We start from the raw sequence: 18,538 nt of genomic DNA on the forward strand, positions 1-18,538 counted from the left end.
TAACTGACATGGCGGAAACAGCAGCAGCTCCCAAAAATGTGAAATTTATTATTACCCGCCAGGATGAACCGGAGACCAGCCCCTATACGGAGGAGTTCGAGCTTGCCTACCGTCCGGGGATGAACGTAATCAGTGCGCTGATGGAGATTCAGCGGAATCCGGTGAATGCGAAAGGCGATAATACGGTTCCTGTATGCTGGGAATCCAACTGTCTGGAGGAGGTCTGCGGCGCCTGCTCCATGGTCATCAACGGCAAGCCCCGTCAGGCGTGCGCAGCGCTGATCGACAATCTGGAGCAGCCGGTGCGCATTGAGCCGATGAAGACCTTCCCGGTCGTGCGCGACCTGGTCATTGACCGCAGCCGGATGTTCAATGCCCTGAAGCGGGTCAAAGCCTGGATTCCGATTGACGGCACGTATGATCTCGGTCCGGGACCGCGTATGCCGGAGAAGAAGCGCCAATGGGCGTATGAGCTGTCCAAATGCATGACCTGCGGCGTCTGTCTGGAGGCTTGCCCGAATGTTAATGAGAAGACTAACTTCATCGGGCCGGCAGCCATCTCCCAGGTGCGCCTGTTCAACGCTCACCCGACAGGTGAGATGAACGCTGAAGAGCGCCTGGATGCGCTCATGGATGACGGCGGCATCGATGGCTGCGGCAACTCGCAGAACTGTGTGCGTGCCTGCCCGAAGGGCATTCCGCTCACGACCTCCATTGCCGAGATCAACAAGCAGACAACCAAGCATATGTTCAAGCGTTGGCTGGGAGTCTGAGCATTTTTCAGACCATTCGTCTATAAACAGAATCGTAGCAGGCCATTCAGATGTCATTACTGGGTGGCCTGTTTGGCTGCGCCCGGCATTGTTACAGGTACGGATGTTTCTGGCCGGCTGGAAAAGGGGTACATGTGTAGACAGCCTGTAATGAAGAGCCTGAAGCTGCATAGAATAGCCATACGTCCGCAGGTTCCGATAAATATAGGTGGATATGTTATAATCTACATAGCCAAGTGGAAACGGCTTTGCCGTCCTTTTAAGGACGGTATCGTTTCAGCGAGAAATAGAAGGATAATTTATAGCGTAAAACCTATAAATTCTTATATTTTGAAGATAGCCGCCAGCGTAGCGGATAAGGGGGAGGAATGACTGTGATTTGCCGTGAACAGGATGGAACGCTTGTAATGACGAAGCAGCATGAGCACGGGCTGCTGGCCGGAGAATTTGCTAAGTGGTTCAAGGAAGAGCATACGCCTGCGGAAGGCCGCCGGGCTGAGGTGCTGTGGGCAGTAAGCAACCATGACCGGGGCTGGATTGATCTGGATGAGACACCGTTCTGGAATGATGCGGAGGGGCTGCCTTACAGCTTCCTTGATTTCCCGGTTGTGCCGAAGCTGACCTTTTATAGACGGGGAATTGATGAGGTGGAAGCGAAGACCCCATACGGGGCGCTGCTGTGCAGCTCGCATTTTGAACGGTTAATTGAGGTGTCGGGTGAGGAATGCCCGGAGCTGACACAATATCTGGAGGGTGAAGCGGACCGCCGCGCCCGTATCCACCGGGCGCTGGAGCAGAGCAAGCCGCTTGAAGAAGGCGAGCTGTATTATGACGCCAGACTGCTGCAATTCTGCGACGATCTGTCGCTGTTCCTGGCGCTGAGCAAGCCGGGCAGCGCCGAATCCGAGAAGCACCCCTGGTTCGTAGACGGCTTCTCCGGCAGCGAGGAGTTCAGCTTCACCTCCGGCCGTGCCATTGAGGCGGAGTGGCAGGACAGCGCTACGCTGACCCTGACTCCGTTTCCGTTCACGCAGGAGGTTGAAGTGAGCTTCAAGCAGCGGCGGGTCAGCCGGGCGGACATTAAGGATAAGGGAATTGCCCGCGCCTACCGCGAGGCTCCTGAGGAAGAATGCCGGATCAAGGTCATTAGCGGACCGGAGGAGGACTCGCGGGCTAAGACCGGAGCCGGTCAGCGCACTAAGGGGTAGTATAAGTCCGGGCAAGCCGCTGCTCTGCGAGTATAAGCAGGACCGGATAAGGACCTTCCCGGCGGGAAGCCGGGAGCATAGAACAGGAGTGTAAAGGCCATGGCATGGTGGATCTGGGCTTTCAATATCATTGTCATTGTATTCCTGGTAGTGAGGTTTGCCCGGTTGAAGCTGAGCTGGATAGGCCGAGGCGTGCTGCTCGCTCCTATTCTCATCTATGCGCTGATCTCAGTGGAGGATCTGCTGAACCTAATCGATCTGGGTACGATTGTACCTGGCAACCGGGGACTGCGCGGACTGATTCTGTTTTTTGTCCTGGCTTCAGTCTTGTTCTATATTCTGTTTATTTTCCATGAAATCAGGGATTCCAACAGCAAGGAGGTCAGGCTGCAGCAGACGCTGGTCCGGATCAGCATCGCTGCATTCACCTGTATTATTTTTTTTACAGTCGTATATACATCGATATATAAGTTGTTTGGACAGTCCTCGTTCCAGGGAAAAGGGTTGGGCGAGGATCTGCTTAGCCAGTTCATTACGTTCCTCTATTTCAGCGTGGCTACTTTTACGACAGTCGGTTACGGGGATATAGCTCCCATAGACAATACCTCAAGGCTGGTTGTAGTTATGCAGATTTGCTTCAGCTTCATTACGGTCGCTTATGCGCTATCCATGCTGGGCTTGTTCCGCAAGATTCTTGGGGGAAATACCACAGAGGAAGAGGTTGAGGCAGCCATTGAAGTAGATATTGATGACAAGGTGGATGAAGCCGTAGAGGATCGACAATAACCCGATTAGAATTCAAGACAGAGAGGAGAATCTCCCTATGAAAAAATCGTTCGGAGGCTCTCCCGAACGTACAGTTTCCGCTGCGGCGGACGGCGCGGGAACTGGCCCCCCGAAGCCGGAAGGCCGGGGCGGCCGCAAGATGACCCGCCGACAGTTCCTGGCCCGGGGGGCAGGCGCGGTAGTCGGCGCAGGCCTCCTCGCCGGCGGCTATGCCTGGCAGGGAGAGCCGAACTGGTTAGAGGTGACCCGCCGGGAGCTGCCGCTTGCCGAGCTGCCGTCCGCGTTCGCAGGGACCCGGCTGGTCCATTTCAGCGATGTGCATCTGGGCTTCAACAAGGATGCGAAGGATCTGGCCCGGCTGACGAAGCATATCAAGGAAGAACAGCCGGATCTGATCTGCTTCACCGGGGATATCGTAGACAGCTATGCTGAAGATCTGACCGATGCAGTCCCTCTGCTGGCGGAGCTGCAGGCCCCGCTTGGGAAGTATGCCATCCTCGGGAACCATGATTACAAGAATACGGAGCTGCTGACCCGTCTGCTGACGGAGGCCGGATTCCGCGTCCTGCGGAACGAGTCTTATCTGATCAAGCAAGGCGGAGCGACGATTGCCGTAGCAGGACTGGATGACATGCTGCACGGCAAGCCGGACCCGGAGGCAGCTGTCCGGGATATTCCAGAAGGCATCTTCACGGTGCTGCTGATGCATGAGCCGGATTACGCCGAGGTGGCGGAAGCCTATCCTTTTCATCTTCAGCTCTCAGGTCATAGTCATGGCGGTCAGATTCGTCTGCCGCTGGTCGGAGCGCCGTTCACGCCTTACGGATCTAAGAAATACATAGACGGCTTGTATTATACAGAGAATAAGGCGATGCCGGTGTATGTGAACAGGGGCTTCGGCGAGACAATGATGCCGCTGCGCTTCCTGTGCCGCCCGGAGCTTACCGTGCTGACTCTGCGCCGGGGGTAGCCGGACTGCAAGAGAGGGGCGCCATAGGCGGGAGAAGAAGAGGGAGAAGTTCATGAGCACTTATGAGATGATCATGGGGATGTTGCTGCAAGGCTCTATGGTGGAACTGAAGAATATGGCGTCCGGCGACGGAGCGCTGCTGAAGTCGCTCCTCTCCCATCCGGAGGTGCAGCCGCATATTCAGCTGCGCCATGCATCGACTTCCCGGCAGGGCGTGCTGGATAAACTGGTGACCCGGATGCTGCATGGCTACGATCCCGGCGCGCTGCATGCAGGAATCTATATCTTAGGCCAGCCGGAGCTGATAGGATCAGTCTCCTTGCAGAATTGGAACCGGCAGGAGGGCCATGCGGTACTGGGCTATATGCTGAATCCGTTATGCTGGGGCCGCGGCTATGCGGCTGAGGCACTGGGATTGCTACTGGCTTATAGCTTCAGTGAACTGGGCCTGAGGAAGGTCGAGGGACGTTGCCGGGGGGATAATCACCGGTCCGCTCAGGTCATGCTGAGGAACGGCCTCACCTTGGAGCGGACCCTGCCGATGGCGGACGGCTCGGGCGATGTAATGAAAGTATTCACATTGTTACACAAATGAAATAATGCCGTTATCAAACTCTAACAGTCAGCGGTTAAACTAAGTACATGACCCCCTTTTGAAAATATAACTGCTGTTGGGACCCGATGATTCGGGTCCATTTTTTTTGGGCGTGTGCGGGTAGGGGCCCGAGATGAAAGGGATAAATCCCTTTGGATCGGCTAGAAGTGGGCTGGAGGAGTGAATGAGGGGCATTAGTGCCCCTGAATTTGCAGCCACCATATTTGCGGTATTAAACATTGTGTGCTGGCAGTCTCCAAGGGGATTGGGCTATGATAGTGTAGATGGTACATGGACAAATATAGATGGGAGAGGAAATGAACCTTTGAATGATGTGATTAGATTACTTATGAACCACCGTTCGTTCCGGAACTACAGCGGGCAGGCGGTGGAGCCTTGGAAGCTGAAGACGATTATTGAGGCAGCTCAGGCGGCACCGTCTTGGGTGAACGGCCAGCAGGTATCGATGATTGCGGTACGCAGTGAGGAACGCAGGCAGCAGCTGTCGGTGCTGTGCGGCAACCAGAAGCACGTGGCGGCAGCGCCGGTCTTCCTGGTGTTCTGCATGGACTTTCACCGGGCCAAGCTTGCGGCGGAGCTGGAAGGCCAGCCGTTCGAAACGGCTGCGGATGTAGACGCGCTGCTGGTTGGAGCTACGGATGCCGGCATTGCGCTAGCGAACGCAGTGGCTGCCGCCGAGTCGCTGGGGCTGGGGATTATCCCGATCGGGGGCGTGCGCCGCAACACGGCAGGAGTGATTGAACTGTTGCAGCTGCCAGAGTATGTATTTCCTGTGGTCGGTCTCTGCATTGGCTATCCGGCGGGAGAACAGCCGAAGAGTTCACGCCTGCCTATAGCAGCTGTATACCATGAAGAGGTCTATAACCCTGATCAGCAACACTTGATCGAAGAATATAATGAGACCCACCGGGAGCTGCTCAAGTCCCAGGGGCTGACGGAGCGGAGCTGGACCAGCATGATTGCCCGCTTCTACGCTCTGAATCCGCAGTATGGGGACTCACAGCGTACGCTGAAGCAGCAGGGCTTCACCTGTGAGAATCTGAATAAGGAGTAACTAGTTAACATCTGGAGGAATGCAGATCCTCCCGGGATCTGCGGCTCAGTCGGTGGGCAGGCAGCTGTTAGATGTTAGTGAAGAGTTGGAAGGTAGCAGCTAACAGTTTGTAGTCCGCTTCTCTAATAGTATCGACTTAGCCCAATAGAAACCCCGCCTTGCAAGTCTGGTGCAGACTTTGGCAAGGCGGGGTTTTTGAAATGAATTATGCGTCTGCCTACAACGCAACCTTAACCTTCTCGCGGCGCTTGTAATAGACCCAGTATTCGAAGCCAATCTCTTTCAGCCGCGCAGCCACCTGATTACGCTGGTCGGCAACACGTGCAGGTAGATGGGCATCGGAACCGAAGCTGACCTCCACGCCGAAGTGCAGGGCCCGCTCCAGAATCTCATCGGATGGGTACCAGCCGCCGCACAGCTTGGTGCCGCCGGAGGTGTTGATCTCGATGGCCGGGCCGCATTCGCCGATCACGCGCAAGGCTTCGTCAATCTCCTTGGGAGCAGCGATCTCGGAGAAGGGCGGATAGTTGCCCTTCATGGCATCGATATGGCCGAGAATCTGGAAGATGCCGCTGCGTGCGGATTCGGCAATCAGCCGGTAGTACTCGCTTTTGGAGGCAAGCCTCTGCGCGGGGTCAAGCCCCTTCCAGCGTCCCTGGTTGAAGATACTGACCTCCTCAACATGATGCACGGAGCCGATTACATAATCGAACGGGTAGGCGGCGTAGGTCTTGCGGTACAACTCCGCATGCTCCGGAAAGAAGTCGGATTCCATGCCGAGCAGGACATCAATACGGCCTTCGTATTCTTTTTGCAGCGACAATACTTCCTCCACATAGTGGACCAGCTCAGACTTGGCCATGGCAATGCGCGGAAAAGCCTGCTCAGACGGGCTTCCGAAGTAAGGCGAATGATCGGAAATACCGATAACATCCAGCCCCGCCGCTATTCCGGCTTCAATATAATCCCGGATCGTACCGTCAGCATGGCCGCAGCGGAAATGATGGGTATGCAGGTCGAACTTCATAATGGGAACATCTCCTTAGGCTAATATGGCTAAATAGGGTGCAGGTTACTCTGAGCCGATGAACTGGGTCTCGGGCATTCCCTTGAGGTCGCTCAGGAACTGCCTCATCGCAGAGTTGACATACTTGCCGGACTTGGTAATGACACCTACAGGATGGGTAACCTCAAGCTCGATGATCGGGACGATGCGCAGGGTTCCGCTTCTGACCTCGGCAGTGACAGACTGCTTGGAGATGACCGCCGCTCCCAGATCAAGCTCGACCATCCGCTTCACTTCCTCACTGCTGGTCAGCTCCATAATTACCAGCGGCTGAATACCGTGTCTCGCCAGCACCTCGTCGACAAATTTCCGGCCGACCGTATCCGGTGAGAGCAGGATGAGCGGGATGGTGCCCAGTGCCTCGATCCCGGCTGTTTTGACCTGGGCCAGCGGATGGCGGGGGGAGACAACCAGTTCGAAAGTATCATAATACAGGACCGAGGTCGTCATTCCCGGATTGCGGCCGATCAGGTAGCCGATGCCGACATCCACAATCCCGTTCTCGACTTGCTGGTAGATCTGGGAGGAGGACATGGATGAGATCGAGGTTTTGATATGAGGGAACTGATCCTGGAAATAGGAGAGCACCCGGGGGAGAATCTGGATGGCGATGGAGGTGGTCGTACCGAGAATAATATGCCCTTGGGGATTCTCTTCGAGATCGGCAAGGCGCTGCTTAAGCTCATCTACGATTCCGACAATCTGTTCCGCGTGGGCGAGGAAGACCTTGCCCCTGTCCGTCAGCGTCACCGGCTGATTCCGGTCAACAAGCTGGGTTTTGAACTCTTCCTCCAGGCTTTTGATCTGGGCCGAGACCGCCGGCTGCGTCAGGTTGAGCAGCTCTCCCGCCTTGCGGAAGCTCATGGTTTTGGAGATGGTGATCAGTGTTTCGAGCTGGCTGATATTCATGGACTGTCCCCCTTATGGCTACCGGATGGTGCCGCCGTATATTTGTACAAACAGGGAAAGCCGCAGCTTTCCGGAGGGCGTATGTGCACATGCAAGCTTCCAGAATTAGAGTCTGCAAGCCGCGGATTCTGACAAAGTAGATAGGTACAAGGGTCGCTGTGAGTGCTGCACTCGGAGGGTGTGACGCCGCAGATCTTACGTTTATTGATTAAATTATAGGAGATTCCTCCCGGGAGGGCAATGTTGGGCTCCAAACTATCTTCAGAAATCATTCGACAAGACCATTAATTTTTGGTGAATAATGCCGATATATGAAGTATAATAAATTTTATTGCTTAGGACTTTTGGTATATGACTAAAGACTGGTCGAGGGGGACAGCACTTTCATGAAAGCAGAAGTAATCAATCCGTTTTTAGAGTCTGCGCGCATTGTAATTGAACAGGTGATCCAAGTCTCGCCGTCCACCGGTATGCTGGGGATTAAGGATATTGAACTGATCGATAATCATATATGGATTCAAGTGGGAATGACAGGTCAGCTCAGCGGGAATATTATCTTCGGGATTGCCGAACCGGTAGCACTTAAGATGGTGTCGGCCATGATGGGCGGTTATGTGATAACAGAGATGGATGAGATGGGCCAGAGCGCCATTTCCGAGCTGGGCAATATGATCAGCGGCAATGCCAGTACTATTCTCTCCAATCAGGGGGTGTCGGTAGACATTACCCCGCCGAAGCTGATGAAGTCCGAGAGCATGTCTATACTGCCGCGCAAAGCGCTGAGTATTCCTCTTGTGATGGAAGGCATCGGGGAGCTTGATATTCAGGTAATGATCTCTTAGGCGGATAATCGGGAGTTGAATCTATTCCATGGCATTACAAGGCAAGATTGTGGTAATTACAGGAGCTTCGAGCGGAATTGGCGCGCTTACGGCGCAGATGCTCAGCGGGCTAGAGGCGGTTCCCGTTCTTCTGGCCCGGTCCAGAGACAAGCTGCAGGCTGTTGCGGCGGGCATCCAGGGGGAGCATGGGCTGTTCATCTGTGATGTGACCGATGAGGCGGCGGTGAAGCATACCTTTGCGGAGATCCTGGAGCAATACGGCAGAATTGACATTCTGCTTAATAATGCCGGTTACGGCAAGTTTGCGGCTTTTACAGAGATGGAGTCTGAAGAGTTCGCTGATATGATGGATGTTAACTATATGGGAATTGTGCGCTGCACCAAGGCTGTCGTTCCTCATATGCTTACGCGCGGCAGCGGTCAGATCGTGAACGTGGCTTCCATGGCCGGCAAAATCGGAACCGCACGCTCAGTGTCCTACACGGCCACCAAGCATGCCGTTCTCGGCTTCACCAATGCGCTCCGCCAGGAGCTGCGGAAGAGCGGTATTATTGTCTCGGCTGTGAACCCCGGACCCATCGCCACCGAATTCTTCAAGACCGCCGACCCTTCCGGTAACTATGAACGAAGCGTAAGCCGGATCATGATGACGCCGCAGCATGTGTCCGCGAAGATCGTTAAGCTGATGGATAAGGGTAAAGAGGAAGTGGACCTGCCCGGTCTGGCAGGCTTCGGCATCCGGCTCTATGGCCTGTTCCCGCGGCTGGCAGACAAGCTGACCTATAACCTGATGAACAGAAAATGAATAAATTGTAGTTTTGATGTGTGGCGTGAACGACTTGTCCCCCTTTGGTATACAGGATGGTATGACCGTTTAAATACGGCCCCAACTTAGATTTTATGGCCTTCCATTTGGTGGAGAGGCCTTTTTGGCATATAATGAACATATTATCTTAAGTGAAAAGGATGAAACCCTATTATGAATAAAGCTTCTTTTGCGGCTATCGGCATCCAGGAAGACCTTGCTGCCCGATTGTCTGAATTCGGCATCACCGAACCATCCCCTGTACAGGAGCAGACGATTCCGCTTCTGCTGGAAGGAAGAGATGTTCTGGCCGCATCCCAGACAGGAACAGGCAAGACACTGGCTTATCTGCTGCCGCTGCTGCAAGGGATTAACCCGGACTCGAAATCGGTGCAAAAGCTGGTGCTGGCCCCAACGCAGGAGCTGGCGATGCAGATCCTGCGTGAAGCGGAGCGCTACGGGGCACACCGTGGCATCCGGGCTATAGGGCTGATCGGCGGGGCGGCGATCAAGCGCCAGATTGACAAGCTGCGGGAGCATCCGCAGCTGGTGGTAGGCACCCCGGGACGCATACGTGAGCTGATCGGGCTGCGCAAGCTCAAGATGCATGAGGTGAGCACAATTATTCTTGATGAGGCAGATCAGATGTTCCAGCTTAGCGGTGCGGGCGAAGTGACGAAGATCGTCAGCAGTGCGCTGCGTACGCGGCAGCTGGTCATGCTGTCGGCTACGATTGGACCGGAGACCCGTCTGTTGGCGAACCGGGAGATGAAGAATCCGGCGGAGGTCGGCATCGACCCCGGCATGATGACTGCCCAGAGCCTGGAACATCACTATGTGGTGTGCGAGGAGCGGAACAAGATCGATATGCTGCGCCGGGTCATCCGCCACTATAAGCCGGACCGGGCCATTGTGTTCGTGAACGCTACGGACGACATCGCTGAGGTGACAGCGAAGCTAAACCACCTGGGGCTCCCAGCCGCAGCACTGTACGGCGACGCCGACAAGGTGACGCGCGCAAACGTGCTGACCCGCTTCCGGGACGGCAAGCTTAAGGTCCTGGTCGCCAGTGACGTAGCGGCGCGGGGCCTGGACATTGAGAATCTGACGCTTGTCGTCAGCTTCGATCCGGCCTTTGACTCCGAGCACTATGTCCACCGTGCCGGACGGACCGGGCGCATGGGTAAACGCGGCTTATCCGTAACGATCGTTACGGAGCAGCAGACGTTCATCATGCGCAAATTCGCCCGCGAGCTGGATATCCAGCTGGACGAGCGGGAGATGGCCTTCGGCAAGGCGCTGGCGGAAGGCGGACGCGCCGAGCTGCGCAGCGGCGGCGCGAAGGAGCGCCGCGAAGGGGCTGAACCGCGCGGCGGCATTGCAGCGCGCACCGGCAAGCCGCAGGTGCGGACCTCGGCGGCTGGAACAGCAGCCGGAGGGACGGGCGGCGACGCGCCGGCAGGGCAGCCGGGCACAGCGGCTGGCGGCAGTGGCCTTACGGTGCGGCGCGAGCAGCACCGGCCGGGAGTGAGCGCCGGCACGCGCAGTGCGGCGGGGCCCGGGGGCAAGGCCCGCAGCCAGGCGGAGCGGGACAAGAACCGCAAGAATAAGGGAGCCCCGAAATGGCTCAAGAACAAAACCCCGAGAGGTGACGGTCAATGAATACAGCTCCCGTATTGGAAATTACGGGCCTCAGCGGAGGCTACAGCCTGAACAAGCCGGTGCTGCATGACATCGGCCTGCAGGTGCAGCCCGGTGAGATGGTTGGGTTAATCGGACTGAATGGTGCGGGCAAGAGCACCACAATGAAGCATATCCTGGGGCTGATGTCCCCGCATAAGGGTGAGATCACGGTACAGGGGAAGACGCGCAGCAGCGATCCGGAGAGCTACCACAGTGCGCTGTCCTTCGTGCCGGAATCCCCTCTCCTCTATGAGGAAATGACGGTTCGTGAGCATGTGGAATTCACAGCCAGAGCGTATGGTGTGGAACGCAGTGATTATGAATCACGCACCAGCCAGCTGGCAGCACTCTTCAATATGGAGGACAAGATGGATACCTTGTCCTCCCATCTGTCCAAGGGCATGAAGCAGAAGGTGATGATCATGTGCGCGTTCGTAGCGCGTCCGGCCCTGTATGTCATCGACGAGCCGTTCCTTGGCCTCGACCCGCTGGGTATCCGCTCGCTGCTCGATTTCATGCTGGACCTGAAGAAGTCCGGAGCTTCGATTCTGCTCAGCTCGCATATTCTCTCCACGATTGAGAACTATTGTGACCGGTTCATCGTGCTGCACGGCGGTAAGGTGATTGCCGAAGGGACCCTCGCCGAGATGACCGCGAAGGCAGGGCGGCAGGGCTTGAATTTGGAGCAGCTGTTCTATGAGCTGGTTCAAGGAGGGAAATGATATGGATTTGAAGGAGCTGCGCCGGCAGCGGCGCAGCCGGTTCACAGGCAGCCTGATCCCTTATGCCGGATATATCATTCAGAGCGGGGTAGCCATGGTGTTCCTGCTGGTGTTGATTATGTTCTCCGCCTGGTACACAGCGCTGCTGCGCGATATTCCGCCCGGCATACCGATCCGCTGGATTATGTTCGTCCTGTTGGTGCCTGCGGCGGTGCACAGCAGCTTCCGGACGTATCTGCAGACTCCGGATACGATCTTCCTGCTGCCGCAGGGCCACCGGATGAGGGAGTATTTCGCCCCGTCCTGGGTCAGCGGCAATGTATGGAAGATTCTGCGCCTGGCCTTTATCCTCATTACATTATGGCCGCTGTACATACGCACCGAGGAGTCACCCCGGGGACTGCTGGCTACCCTGCTGGTACTCATTCTGGTCAAGCTGTTATCCAGCTACGGGTTATGGCGGGAGACGGCGATGCTCTCCCGCCCCGCTGCGGCAGGCTATAACCTGCTGCGCTGGGCGGTCGGCGGTCTAATGGTTGGGGCATGGCTATGGCAGCCGTCCCTGCGCGCCCTGATCTTCATCCTGATTCTGGCCGCAGCCTATGTGGCCGCACTGGCTGTTCCCGGACGGCATGCTGTTCCGTGGGAACGCCTGATCACTATGGAGAAGAACCAGGGAACCCGGGCGCTGATGGTCCTCGGCTGGTTCGTCGATGTTCCGGGACGCGAGCAGCGGGTCTATGCCCGCCGTTATCTGACGCGTTGGGGCAGCGGGCTCAGCTGGCAGCGGGATTCCGCCTACCGGTTCCTCCTGACCAAAAGCTTTGCCCGTGGTGACGTCTTCGGCATCGTCCTGCGGATGGCGGTGCTGGATATGTTCCTGGTGTGGATGATGAAGGATAGCTATCTCGGCATCGGCATCTATATATTCTTCCTCTTTCTGATGGGCATTCAGCTGACGGCGCTGCGCAAGCTGCACAGCGAATCGTTCTGGCTGACCGTCTACCCGCTGCCGGAGGGCAGCAAGAGCAAGGGAACGATCCAGTTTGTCTTCCGGGCCCATCTGGTCCTGGCGCTGCTGACCGGATTGCCGCTCCTGCTTCAGGCCGGGCAGCGGCCGCTGGAAGTACTGTCTACCTTCGCCTGCGGATTCCTGCTGGCGTATCTGTTCAAGGTAAGCTCCACCCGCAAGGAAGCGCGTGCGGATGAAGACGACCTGTAGAACGGATTGCAGCAGCAGACAAGGCGTCACCCGCAAGCCGGGTGTGCTTATAACAAATGGCCTCAGGCTCTCGCGGATGCGGAGTCTGAGGCCATTTTCAGAAGAAAAGAATGTATAATAGGGAATTCCCTCTTCATCTCAGGTGGTGCAGGGAATGCTATAACACGTGGATCGGAGAGAGCGCGCAGCTCCCTCCAGGGGACTCACTCCCTGTTAGACAAAGAGTGAACGGCTGATGATAACCAGCAGGATAAAGAGAACCAGAATGGCTCCAGTGCTTGTGAACCCGCCGCCGTATCCGTATCCGCCTCTAACTTCTTCGCTCATTGTTCATTCCCCTTTCGCGTGTGAGTGTGTTGTACTTGAGTACATCGTATTGTATGTGCGGAGGGAAGAACGTGTATAGGCCAATGCCATAGCACCGGGCAAAAAAAATCAGCCCCCGCCTTCAGGGGCTGACACAGTTATGCTAAGGCGGATGATCAGGCCTTCTCCAAATCACGGATGCCTGCATAGACGAGATCGAACAGATCCTCCAGCTGATCCTCCTCGATACAGGAGAAGGCAATGCGCAGGTCGCTCTCGCCAAGGGCGATGGTGCCCAGGCCGTAGGTGTGAATCAGGTGAAGCCGCAGATCTTCCGCAGAGACGGTGAAGAGCTTCAGGCACATGAAGTACCCGGAGTTGAACGGATAATAGGTCCACACATCATCGCCGTATTTACCGCTGTCCAGCAGCGCCTTCACTTTGTTGGCCCGGCCTTTCATGATCTGGAACTTCTCTTCCTTCTGTGCAGCGAATTCCGGTGCCTTCAGCGCGTCGAGCACGAAGGTCTGCGATGGATGCGCGCCGCTGGAGATGGTAGCCCGGATAATGCCGAGCGTTTTTTGTTCCAGCGCAGCCAGCAGCTCCTTGTCCTCCGAAGCGTAGGTGATGAAGCCGACGCGGAAGCCCCAGACGAATTCTTCCTTGGTGGCTCCGTCAATCTTGACCGCCAGCACGCGCGGATGCAGATTCGCCAGCTTGCCGAACAGGGATTCCTTAAGCGAATCCTCGAAAAAGAGTCCGAAATAAGCATCATCGCTGACCACTACCACATTAACGCCTGCTTCGGCGGCACGCAGGATAGCGGCAACAATAGCCTCGCCTTCTGCAAGGCCGGGCGTATATCCGGTTGGATTATTCGGGAAGTTAAGCAGGACGATGGCTTTGCCGCGGTCCTTCTGGGCCAGCAGGGCATCCAGCAGCCCTTCGCTGTTGAAGCTCATGTCCTCCGTGAAGAGCGGGTAATTCACGGTTTCGGTCAGCCGGCGGATGCCGAAGGTCAGCTCGTAGTTCTCCCAGTTTTTGTCCGGATAAATGACGGCATCCCCTTGCTCTGCGAACAGATCGGCAACGATGCTAAGCCCGTGGGTCAGCGCATTCGTGACGATTGGATTACTGAAAGACTTGCCTTCAAGCGACGGATTCTCACGCAGCATCTTCTCCCGCCAGACGGAGCGAAGCTCCGGCTTGCCTGCTGGAGGCGCATAGCCGTACAGGTCTTTGGGACTGTAGGCGGAGAGCTTATCCTGGATTACGCCAAGGTGCATCGGCAACCCGTTCTCGGTAGCAATCCCGATGGTGGCGTTATACTTTTTAGCATGAGCCGTTGCCTCTGCGGATTGGCTCAGAATCCCCTCTTTGGGAAAATAGATCGCTTTACCGAGACTCGAGAGCATATCGTATACATGTTCATTGCCTGCCTTGATGCTGTCATTCAATTGTCCAGCCAGTGGATTCATCAGTTTCATCCTTCCGGTATTCTTCTGGGATATATACGTTAACATTGCCTAACATTATAACACCGTGGATTGCCGCCGTCACTGAGTAATGCGGTGATTTGATAAATAGTTTTGGAATCCGGCGGCGGTCTGCTCCGTTGCGGCATGCAGAAGATGTACAAACAGGAACCGGACAAGGTATTATGAAAAGTAAGCTAACGCTACATCTATAGGAGGGAACGATATGCTTCATGCATCGCCATCCTCTTTTGTCATCCTCCCGGCCCTGGCGAAGATTGTCTGTGAACCGGGCTGGAAATGGCAGAAAAGAGAGAAGCCGCTGCAAAACTATGACTTGTTCTATGTCTGGAGTGGAGAGGGTACGGTTGTGCGTAACGGCGTGCCCTATCAGGTGGGGAAGGGAAGCTGCTTCCTGTTCCGGCCGGGGGATTATACCAGTGCCACACATAATCCACAGAAACCGCTTGTCATTACATATATTCACTTCGATGTGACGGAGGAGATCACGGAGCTGCCGGCCCCTTACCATGAGCTGACCGAGACGGTGGAGTTCGAGCATCTGCTCGCCCGTTATGTCCGGCTGTTCCTGGTGCAGACCTATGCGGCGGAGGAGGAGGGCCGTCTGATTCTGAAGCAGCTCATGATTCATCTGCTGCGGCAGGATCAGGCGAGGCCGGTCGAGCGCCATGTCAGCAACCAGCTGGCGGAGGTGATCCACGAGGTCGCCAACTATGTCAGCCAGCATCCCGGGGCCGCGCACCGGGTAGAGGACCTGGCCGCCCGGGCGGGGTTGTCCCCGCGTTACTTCTCAATCAAGTTCAAGGAGATCACCGGCTCCTCGGTCCAGTCCTATGTGATCCGCGCACGGATCGAACGTGCCCAGCATCTGCTGCTGTACGCAGGTATGAATGTCACGGAGGTGGCGGATGCGCTTGGCTACCGGGACATCTTCTTTTTCAGCCGCCAATTCAAGCAGCATACCGGGAAAAGCCCTTCGGAGATCCGCTGAAGCGGCGGGGAGTATCGTGCTGAGTGTAGTATAGGTACCTCGGGTGCTAGATGTGCTGTGTATGCTTTGTGTGCTTGATGTGCCATGTGTGCTATGTGTGCTATGTGTGCTATGTGTGCTATGTGTGCTATGCGTGCTATGTGTGCTGTGTGTGCCATGCGGACCGTAAGGGCCTTATTTTGCGAAAATGGTACTTATTCCTCCCGTTGCGGACTCTTGGGCCGTTATCTGACTGATTGGGGCTGAAATAGAGGGGAATAGGCAAACTTAAGAACATCTGAGTCCGCTTGCCCTGCGTGATCTGGCAGAATAGCTGAAATAGCGGCCCCCCAGTCCGCAAGATAGGCCTGAAGTTGAAGCGGACACTGCTCTGTGACAGAATAGAAGCAAGAGAAGCCAATCATACACGGGAGAAGGAGAATACTTATGTACGAAATCGTTCTGATACGGCATGGTGAGAGTGAATACAACCGGCAGAATCTGTTTACGGGCTGGAGTGATCCCGATCTGACGGAGAAGGGTGTGGAGGAGGCCAAGAAAGCGGGCCGGCTGCTGAAGGAGAACGGATACACCTTCGATCTTGCATTCGCTTCGGTGCTGAAGCGTTCGATCAAGACGCTGAACTATATTCTGGATGAGATGGACCTGCTGTGGATTCCGGTGCAGAAGTCATGGAAGCTGAATGAGCGCCATTACGGGGCGCTGCAGGGCCTCAGTAAGAGCGAGACTGCCCTGAAATACGGTGAGGAACAGCTCCATATCTGGCGGCGCAGCCTCTCGGTCCGGCCTCCGCAGCTGGAGTCGGATGATCCACGGTATGCGAGACACGATGTCCGCTACAAGGAAGTGCGGCCGGGCGACATTCCGCATGGGGAGAGCCTGGAGGATACCGTACACCGGGTCGGCGACTTCTGGGCCAACCGGATTGTCCCGCTGATCCGCAAGAAGGAGCGGGTGCTGATCTCGGCGCACGGCAATACGCTGCGGGCCCTGATTAAGTACATGGAGGATATCGACGAGACCGCGCTGCTGGATCTCAATATCCCGACCGGCGTTCCGCTGGTCTACAAGCTCGACGACGATGTGAAGCCGCTCAGCCGCTTCTACCTCGGCGAACCCGAAGAGGTGCAGCAGAAGGCGCGTGAGGTGGCGAACCAGAGTAAGGTTACGGAGTAGTTTAGCTATATATGATATAAGCCCTGCAGAATTTGCTGCAGGGCTTCTTGGCGTTTTGTGTGAGTGTTAAGGGAGAGTGGAAATGTAATAGCCAGCAGCTATGGGGATTTTATACAATATAGTAAATAGCTTTGAAATAGGAGGACGAAATGAAAGTATATAGAATAAGATGTGCAGATAACTATCTAGATTTAACACTTGATAAATCCACTGATTCAGAGCACCCAATTGAAACTAACTTCACTGGTGAATCCAAACTACTATTCTGGACCCCACCCCTCATGTTTACAAATAAAAAAAAGAAGAAGAAGAGTGACTTTCCTAGTTACTTAAGTGGTCAACGAGTAATATCAGGAAAGGCGAAGGGGATATTGGGACCTTATCTTGAAAAAGAAGTTGAATTTCTACCATTGATTCACCCATCTTTAGAGCTCTCAATGATTAATGTAACTAATATTCTTGATTGCGTGGATTACAACAGATCTGTAATCAAATTAACAAGTTTAGGCACTTTTGCTGGATTTAACAAACTTGTTTTTGATTTTTCCCAAATACCGGACAATACCTATATTTTTAAAATTAAAGAAACGGCTAAGGTTTGTGAGTTTGTAACTGAAGCATTTAAAGACCTAGTGGAGCTCCACGGCCTTAAGGGCTTGGATTTCTCAGAGGTTTACGATTCAGCTTTTACTGCAGAAAAAGAAGAAGAACAGAAACAGAATTATCAAGCAGCCCTTGATGCCATTGAGCATAGCAAAGGGACGGAGTTTTCTTATGAAGAGGCTCGTATTCTTATGGAGCAGGGAAAAGCGGTTGCCAGTGGAAAATGGAGAATGCTATATGATGAAAAGGGGGAATTATGGCTGGGAGAACTTATGCCGGATTTGAAACACGAATGGGGTAGACCTGTATATATTCCACCAATCTTCTTTGGCTGCGCATGGCATGAGGTTGGTTTTACCCAAATGAAGCATACATAGGTATAAATGATCTGTTATTTCAAATAATCGGATGAAAAATTGAAATAATGAGGTGCATAAAATGAAGGTTTATGATCTGAAGGTTAAGCATTCCACTACCACAACATTGTTTTTAGAAAATTATAATGAACTATCATTGCATACTATTCGTGAAGACTTTCAAGGTCAAAAGCTATTAGGGAAATGGGAGCCTGTCAAAATTCAAACTTATAAAAAAAGAAAATTTAATGAGTTCCCATATCTCATAGATGAAAAACCAATAGTATCGTATAAAGCGATGAATATACTTATGCCTTATATATCCACCGAGGTTGAGTTCCTACCCCTCATTCACGATGAGCTTGATATCTTTATGATTAATGTAATCAATATTTTAGATTGTGTGGATTGGCAGAAGTCAAAGGCAAAATGGCTACAAGAAAAGTATTTTATGGGTTTTGATAAATTGGTGTTTGATTATACTAAAATCCCTGAACAGACCTATTTATTCAAAATTAAAGAGCAAGCAACCTCTAAAGTATATGTAACAGAATTATTTAAAGAGCTTATTGAAGAACATCAATTGCCAGGCTTGGACTTCTCAGTTGTATATGATTCAGAGTTCACAGAAGAAATGGAGCAAGTACAACAACGTAAATATGAAGCCGCACTACAAGCCATTGAGCATAGCAAAGGGACAGAGTTTTCTTATGAAGAGGCTCGTATTCTTATGGAGCAGGGAAAAGCGGTTGCCAGTGGAAAATGGAGAATGCTATATGATGAAAAGGGGGAATTATGGCTGGGAGAACTTATGGTGGATTTGAAATACGAATGGGGTAGACCTGCATATATTCCACCCATCCTGCTAGGCTACCTATGGCATGAAGTTGACTACACTCAAATAAAATCGAAGCTTCCGGAAGAATGAAATGTACTCGTTAAAGCGGCCCTCAT

19 protein-coding genes are annotated in these 18,538 nt (G+C 54.1%); 15 read left to right on the plus strand and 4 right to left on the minus strand.

Translation table 11 applies throughout. From position 1 onward, the window contains the following. The first annotated feature begins 8 nt into the window (after positions 1 to 8). The 6 genes from sdhB (at position 9) to NST04_RS09985 (ending at position 5,407) form a co-directional block, all read left to right on the plus strand. On the plus strand, positions 9 to 773 hold the full coding sequence (gene sdhB, locus NST04_RS09960) for a succinate dehydrogenase iron-sulfur subunit (protein WP_341184109.1): 765 nt from the start codon (positions 9 to 11) through the stop codon (positions 771 to 773). A gap of 374 nt (positions 774 to 1,147) precedes the next feature. Further along, on the plus strand, positions 1,148 to 1,981 hold the full coding sequence (locus tag NST04_RS09965; protein WP_341184110.1) for a DUF3891 family protein: 834 nt from the start codon (positions 1,148 to 1,150) through the stop codon (positions 1,979 to 1,981). Between the two features lie 99 nt (positions 1,982 to 2,080). Next, positions 2,081 to 2,767 (plus strand): ion channel, encoded by a 687-nt coding sequence (locus NST04_RS09970; RefSeq protein ID WP_341184111.1) that lies wholly within the window; start codon positions 2,081 to 2,083, stop codon positions 2,765 to 2,767. A 37-nt stretch (positions 2,768 to 2,804) separates the two neighbouring features. After that, positions 2,805 to 3,737 (plus strand): metallophosphoesterase, encoded by a 933-nt coding sequence (locus NST04_RS09975; RefSeq protein WP_341184112.1) that lies wholly within the window; start codon positions 2,805 to 2,807, stop codon positions 3,735 to 3,737. A 52-nt stretch (positions 3,738 to 3,789) separates the two neighbouring features. After that, on the plus strand, positions 3,790 to 4,332 hold the full coding sequence (locus NST04_RS09980; protein WP_341184113.1) for a GNAT family N-acetyltransferase: 543 nt from the start codon (positions 3,790 to 3,792) through the stop codon (positions 4,330 to 4,332). A gap of 334 nt (positions 4,333 to 4,666) precedes the next feature. Beyond that, the gene (locus NST04_RS09985) at positions 4,667 to 5,407 is read left to right on the plus strand and encodes an NADPH-dependent oxidoreductase (protein WP_341184114.1); all 741 of its coding nucleotides are present in this window, start codon (positions 4,667 to 4,669) and stop codon (positions 5,405 to 5,407) included. 217 nt (positions 5,408 to 5,624) lie between these two features. On the opposite strand, the gene NST04_RS09990 is transcribed toward NST04_RS09985, so the two are convergent. Both NST04_RS09990 and NST04_RS09995 read right to left on the minus strand, forming a co-directional pair. Next, positions 5,625 to 6,434: a histidinol-phosphatase gene (locus NST04_RS09990; protein WP_341184115.1), complete on the minus strand. Its 810-nt coding sequence runs from the start codon at positions 6,432 to 6,434 to the stop codon at positions 5,625 to 5,627. 45 nt (positions 6,435 to 6,479) lie between these two features. Continuing rightward, a complete protein-coding gene (locus NST04_RS09995) occupies positions 6,480 to 7,382 on the minus strand; it encodes a LysR family transcriptional regulator (protein ID WP_036701586.1) in 903 nt (300 codons plus the stop codon). 386 nt (positions 7,383 to 7,768) lie between these two features. On the opposite strand from NST04_RS09995, the gene NST04_RS10000 reads away from it, so the two are divergent. The 5 genes from NST04_RS10000 to NST04_RS10020 all read left to right on the plus strand — a co-directional run bounded on the left by NST04_RS10000 (position 7,769) and on the right by NST04_RS10020 (position 12,656). Then, positions 7,769 to 8,224, plus strand: a complete 456-nt coding sequence (locus tag NST04_RS10000) for a chemotaxis protein CheX (RefSeq protein WP_036701585.1) — start codon at positions 7,769 to 7,771, stop codon at positions 8,222 to 8,224. Between the two features lie 28 nt (positions 8,225 to 8,252). Beyond that, positions 8,253 to 9,029: an SDR family NAD(P)-dependent oxidoreductase gene (locus NST04_RS10005; RefSeq protein WP_341184116.1), complete on the plus strand. Its 777-nt coding sequence runs from the start codon at positions 8,253 to 8,255 to the stop codon at positions 9,027 to 9,029. Positions 9,030 to 9,203: 174 nt separating this feature from the next. Further along, complete coding sequence (locus tag NST04_RS10010) at positions 9,204 to 10,691, plus strand: DEAD/DEAH box helicase (RefSeq protein WP_341184117.1); 1,488 nt, start codon at positions 9,204 to 9,206, stop codon at positions 10,689 to 10,691. Next, positions 10,688 to 11,434, plus strand: coding sequence for an ABC transporter ATP-binding protein (locus NST04_RS10015; protein ID WP_036701580.1), 747 nt, complete (start codon positions 10,688 to 10,690; stop codon positions 11,432 to 11,434). Before NST04_RS10010 ends, NST04_RS10015 begins: the two co-directional genes overlap by 4 nt. 1 nt (position 11,435) lies before the next feature. Further along, positions 11,436 to 12,656 carry an ABC transporter permease gene (locus tag NST04_RS10020; protein ID WP_341184118.1) on the plus strand — a complete coding sequence of 407 codons (1,221 nt, stop codon included), beginning with the start codon at positions 11,436 to 11,438 and terminating at the stop codon, positions 12,654 to 12,656. 213 nt (positions 12,657 to 12,869) lie between these two features. Here NST04_RS10020 and NST04_RS10025 read toward each other — a convergent pair whose 3' ends face one another. Both NST04_RS10025 and NST04_RS10030 read right to left on the minus strand, forming a co-directional pair. Further along, on the minus strand, positions 12,870 to 12,983 hold the full coding sequence (locus tag NST04_RS10025) for a YjcZ family sporulation protein (protein WP_209875980.1): 114 nt from the start codon (positions 12,981 to 12,983) through the stop codon (positions 12,870 to 12,872). A gap of 155 nt (positions 12,984 to 13,138) precedes the next feature. Then, positions 13,139 to 14,440 (minus strand): aminotransferase class I/II-fold pyridoxal phosphate-dependent enzyme, encoded by a 1,302-nt coding sequence (locus NST04_RS10030; RefSeq protein ID WP_341184119.1) that lies wholly within the window; start codon positions 14,438 to 14,440, stop codon positions 13,139 to 13,141. 223 nt (positions 14,441 to 14,663) lie between these two features. Between NST04_RS10030 and NST04_RS10035 the strand changes: the two genes are divergently transcribed. The 4 genes from NST04_RS10035 (at position 14,664) to NST04_RS10050 (ending at position 18,512) form a co-directional block, all read left to right on the plus strand. After that, on the plus strand, positions 14,664 to 15,449 hold the full coding sequence (locus tag NST04_RS10035) for an AraC family transcriptional regulator (RefSeq protein WP_341184120.1): 786 nt from the start codon (positions 14,664 to 14,666) through the stop codon (positions 15,447 to 15,449). 426 nt (positions 15,450 to 15,875) lie between these two features. Next, positions 15,876 to 16,625 (plus strand): 2,3-diphosphoglycerate-dependent phosphoglycerate mutase, encoded by a 750-nt coding sequence (gpmA, locus tag NST04_RS10040; protein WP_341184121.1) that lies wholly within the window; start codon positions 15,876 to 15,878, stop codon positions 16,623 to 16,625. Between the two features lie 149 nt (positions 16,626 to 16,774). Continuing rightward, positions 16,775 to 17,605 carry an imm11 family protein gene (locus NST04_RS10045; RefSeq protein ID WP_341184122.1) on the plus strand — a complete coding sequence of 277 codons (831 nt, stop codon included), beginning with the start codon at positions 16,775 to 16,777 and terminating at the stop codon, positions 17,603 to 17,605. A 61-nt stretch (positions 17,606 to 17,666) separates the two neighbouring features. Next, positions 17,667 to 18,512, plus strand: a complete 846-nt coding sequence (locus NST04_RS10050; RefSeq protein WP_341184123.1) for an imm11 family protein — start codon at positions 17,667 to 17,669, stop codon at positions 18,510 to 18,512. The last annotated feature ends 26 nt before the right edge of the window (positions 18,513 to 18,538 follow it).

This window comes from Paenibacillus sp. FSL H7-0756, assembly GCF_038006765.1.
Taxonomy (GTDB): Bacteria; Bacillota; Bacilli; order Paenibacillales; family Paenibacillaceae; genus Paenibacillus_AQ.

What these genes read in the sequence shown, in the direction of transcription:
- sdhB (WP_341184109.1), top strand. Translation starts at nt 9, where the DNA reads ATGGCGGAAACAGCAGCAGCTCCCAAAAATGTGAAATTTATTATTACC.
- NST04_RS09970 (WP_341184111.1), top strand. Translation starts at nt 2,081, where the DNA reads ATGGCATGGTGGATCTGGGCTTTCAATATCATTGTCATTGTATTCCTG.
- NST04_RS09975 (WP_341184112.1), top strand. Translation starts at nt 2,805, where the DNA reads ATGAAAAAATCGTTCGGAGGCTCTCCCGAACGTACAGTTTCCGCTGCG.
- NST04_RS09980 (WP_341184113.1), top strand. Translation starts at nt 3,790, where the DNA reads ATGAGCACTTATGAGATGATCATGGGGATGTTGCTGCAAGGCTCTATG.
- NST04_RS09990 (WP_341184115.1), bottom strand. Translation starts at nt 6,434, where the DNA reads ATGAAGTTCGACCTGCATACCCATCATTTCCGCTGCGGCCATGCTGAC.
- NST04_RS09995 (WP_036701586.1), bottom strand. Translation starts at nt 7,382, where the DNA reads ATGAATATCAGCCAGCTCGAAACACTGATCACCATCTCCAAAACCATG.
- NST04_RS10000 (WP_036701585.1), top strand. Translation starts at nt 7,769, where the DNA reads ATGAAAGCAGAAGTAATCAATCCGTTTTTAGAGTCTGCGCGCATTGTA.
- NST04_RS10005 (WP_341184116.1), top strand. Translation starts at nt 8,253, where the DNA reads ATGGCATTACAAGGCAAGATTGTGGTAATTACAGGAGCTTCGAGCGGA.
- NST04_RS10010 (WP_341184117.1), top strand. Translation starts at nt 9,204, where the DNA reads ATGAATAAAGCTTCTTTTGCGGCTATCGGCATCCAGGAAGACCTTGCT.
- NST04_RS10015 (WP_036701580.1), top strand. Translation starts at nt 10,688, where the DNA reads ATGAATACAGCTCCCGTATTGGAAATTACGGGCCTCAGCGGAGGCTAC.
- NST04_RS10020 (WP_341184118.1), top strand. Translation starts at nt 11,436, where the DNA reads ATGGATTTGAAGGAGCTGCGCCGGCAGCGGCGCAGCCGGTTCACAGGC.
- NST04_RS10025 (WP_209875980.1), bottom strand. Translation starts at nt 12,983, where the DNA reads ATGAGCGAAGAAGTTAGAGGCGGATACGGATACGGCGGCGGGTTCACA.
- NST04_RS10030 (WP_341184119.1), bottom strand. Translation starts at nt 14,440, where the DNA reads ATGAATCCACTGGCTGGACAATTGAATGACAGCATCAAGGCAGGCAAT.
- NST04_RS10035 (WP_341184120.1), top strand. Translation starts at nt 14,664, where the DNA reads ATGCTTCATGCATCGCCATCCTCTTTTGTCATCCTCCCGGCCCTGGCG.
- gpmA (WP_341184121.1), top strand. Translation starts at nt 15,876, where the DNA reads ATGTACGAAATCGTTCTGATACGGCATGGTGAGAGTGAATACAACCGG.
- NST04_RS10045 (WP_341184122.1), top strand. Translation starts at nt 16,775, where the DNA reads ATGAAAGTATATAGAATAAGATGTGCAGATAACTATCTAGATTTAACA.
- NST04_RS10050 (WP_341184123.1), top strand. Translation starts at nt 17,667, where the DNA reads ATGAAGGTTTATGATCTGAAGGTTAAGCATTCCACTACCACAACATTG.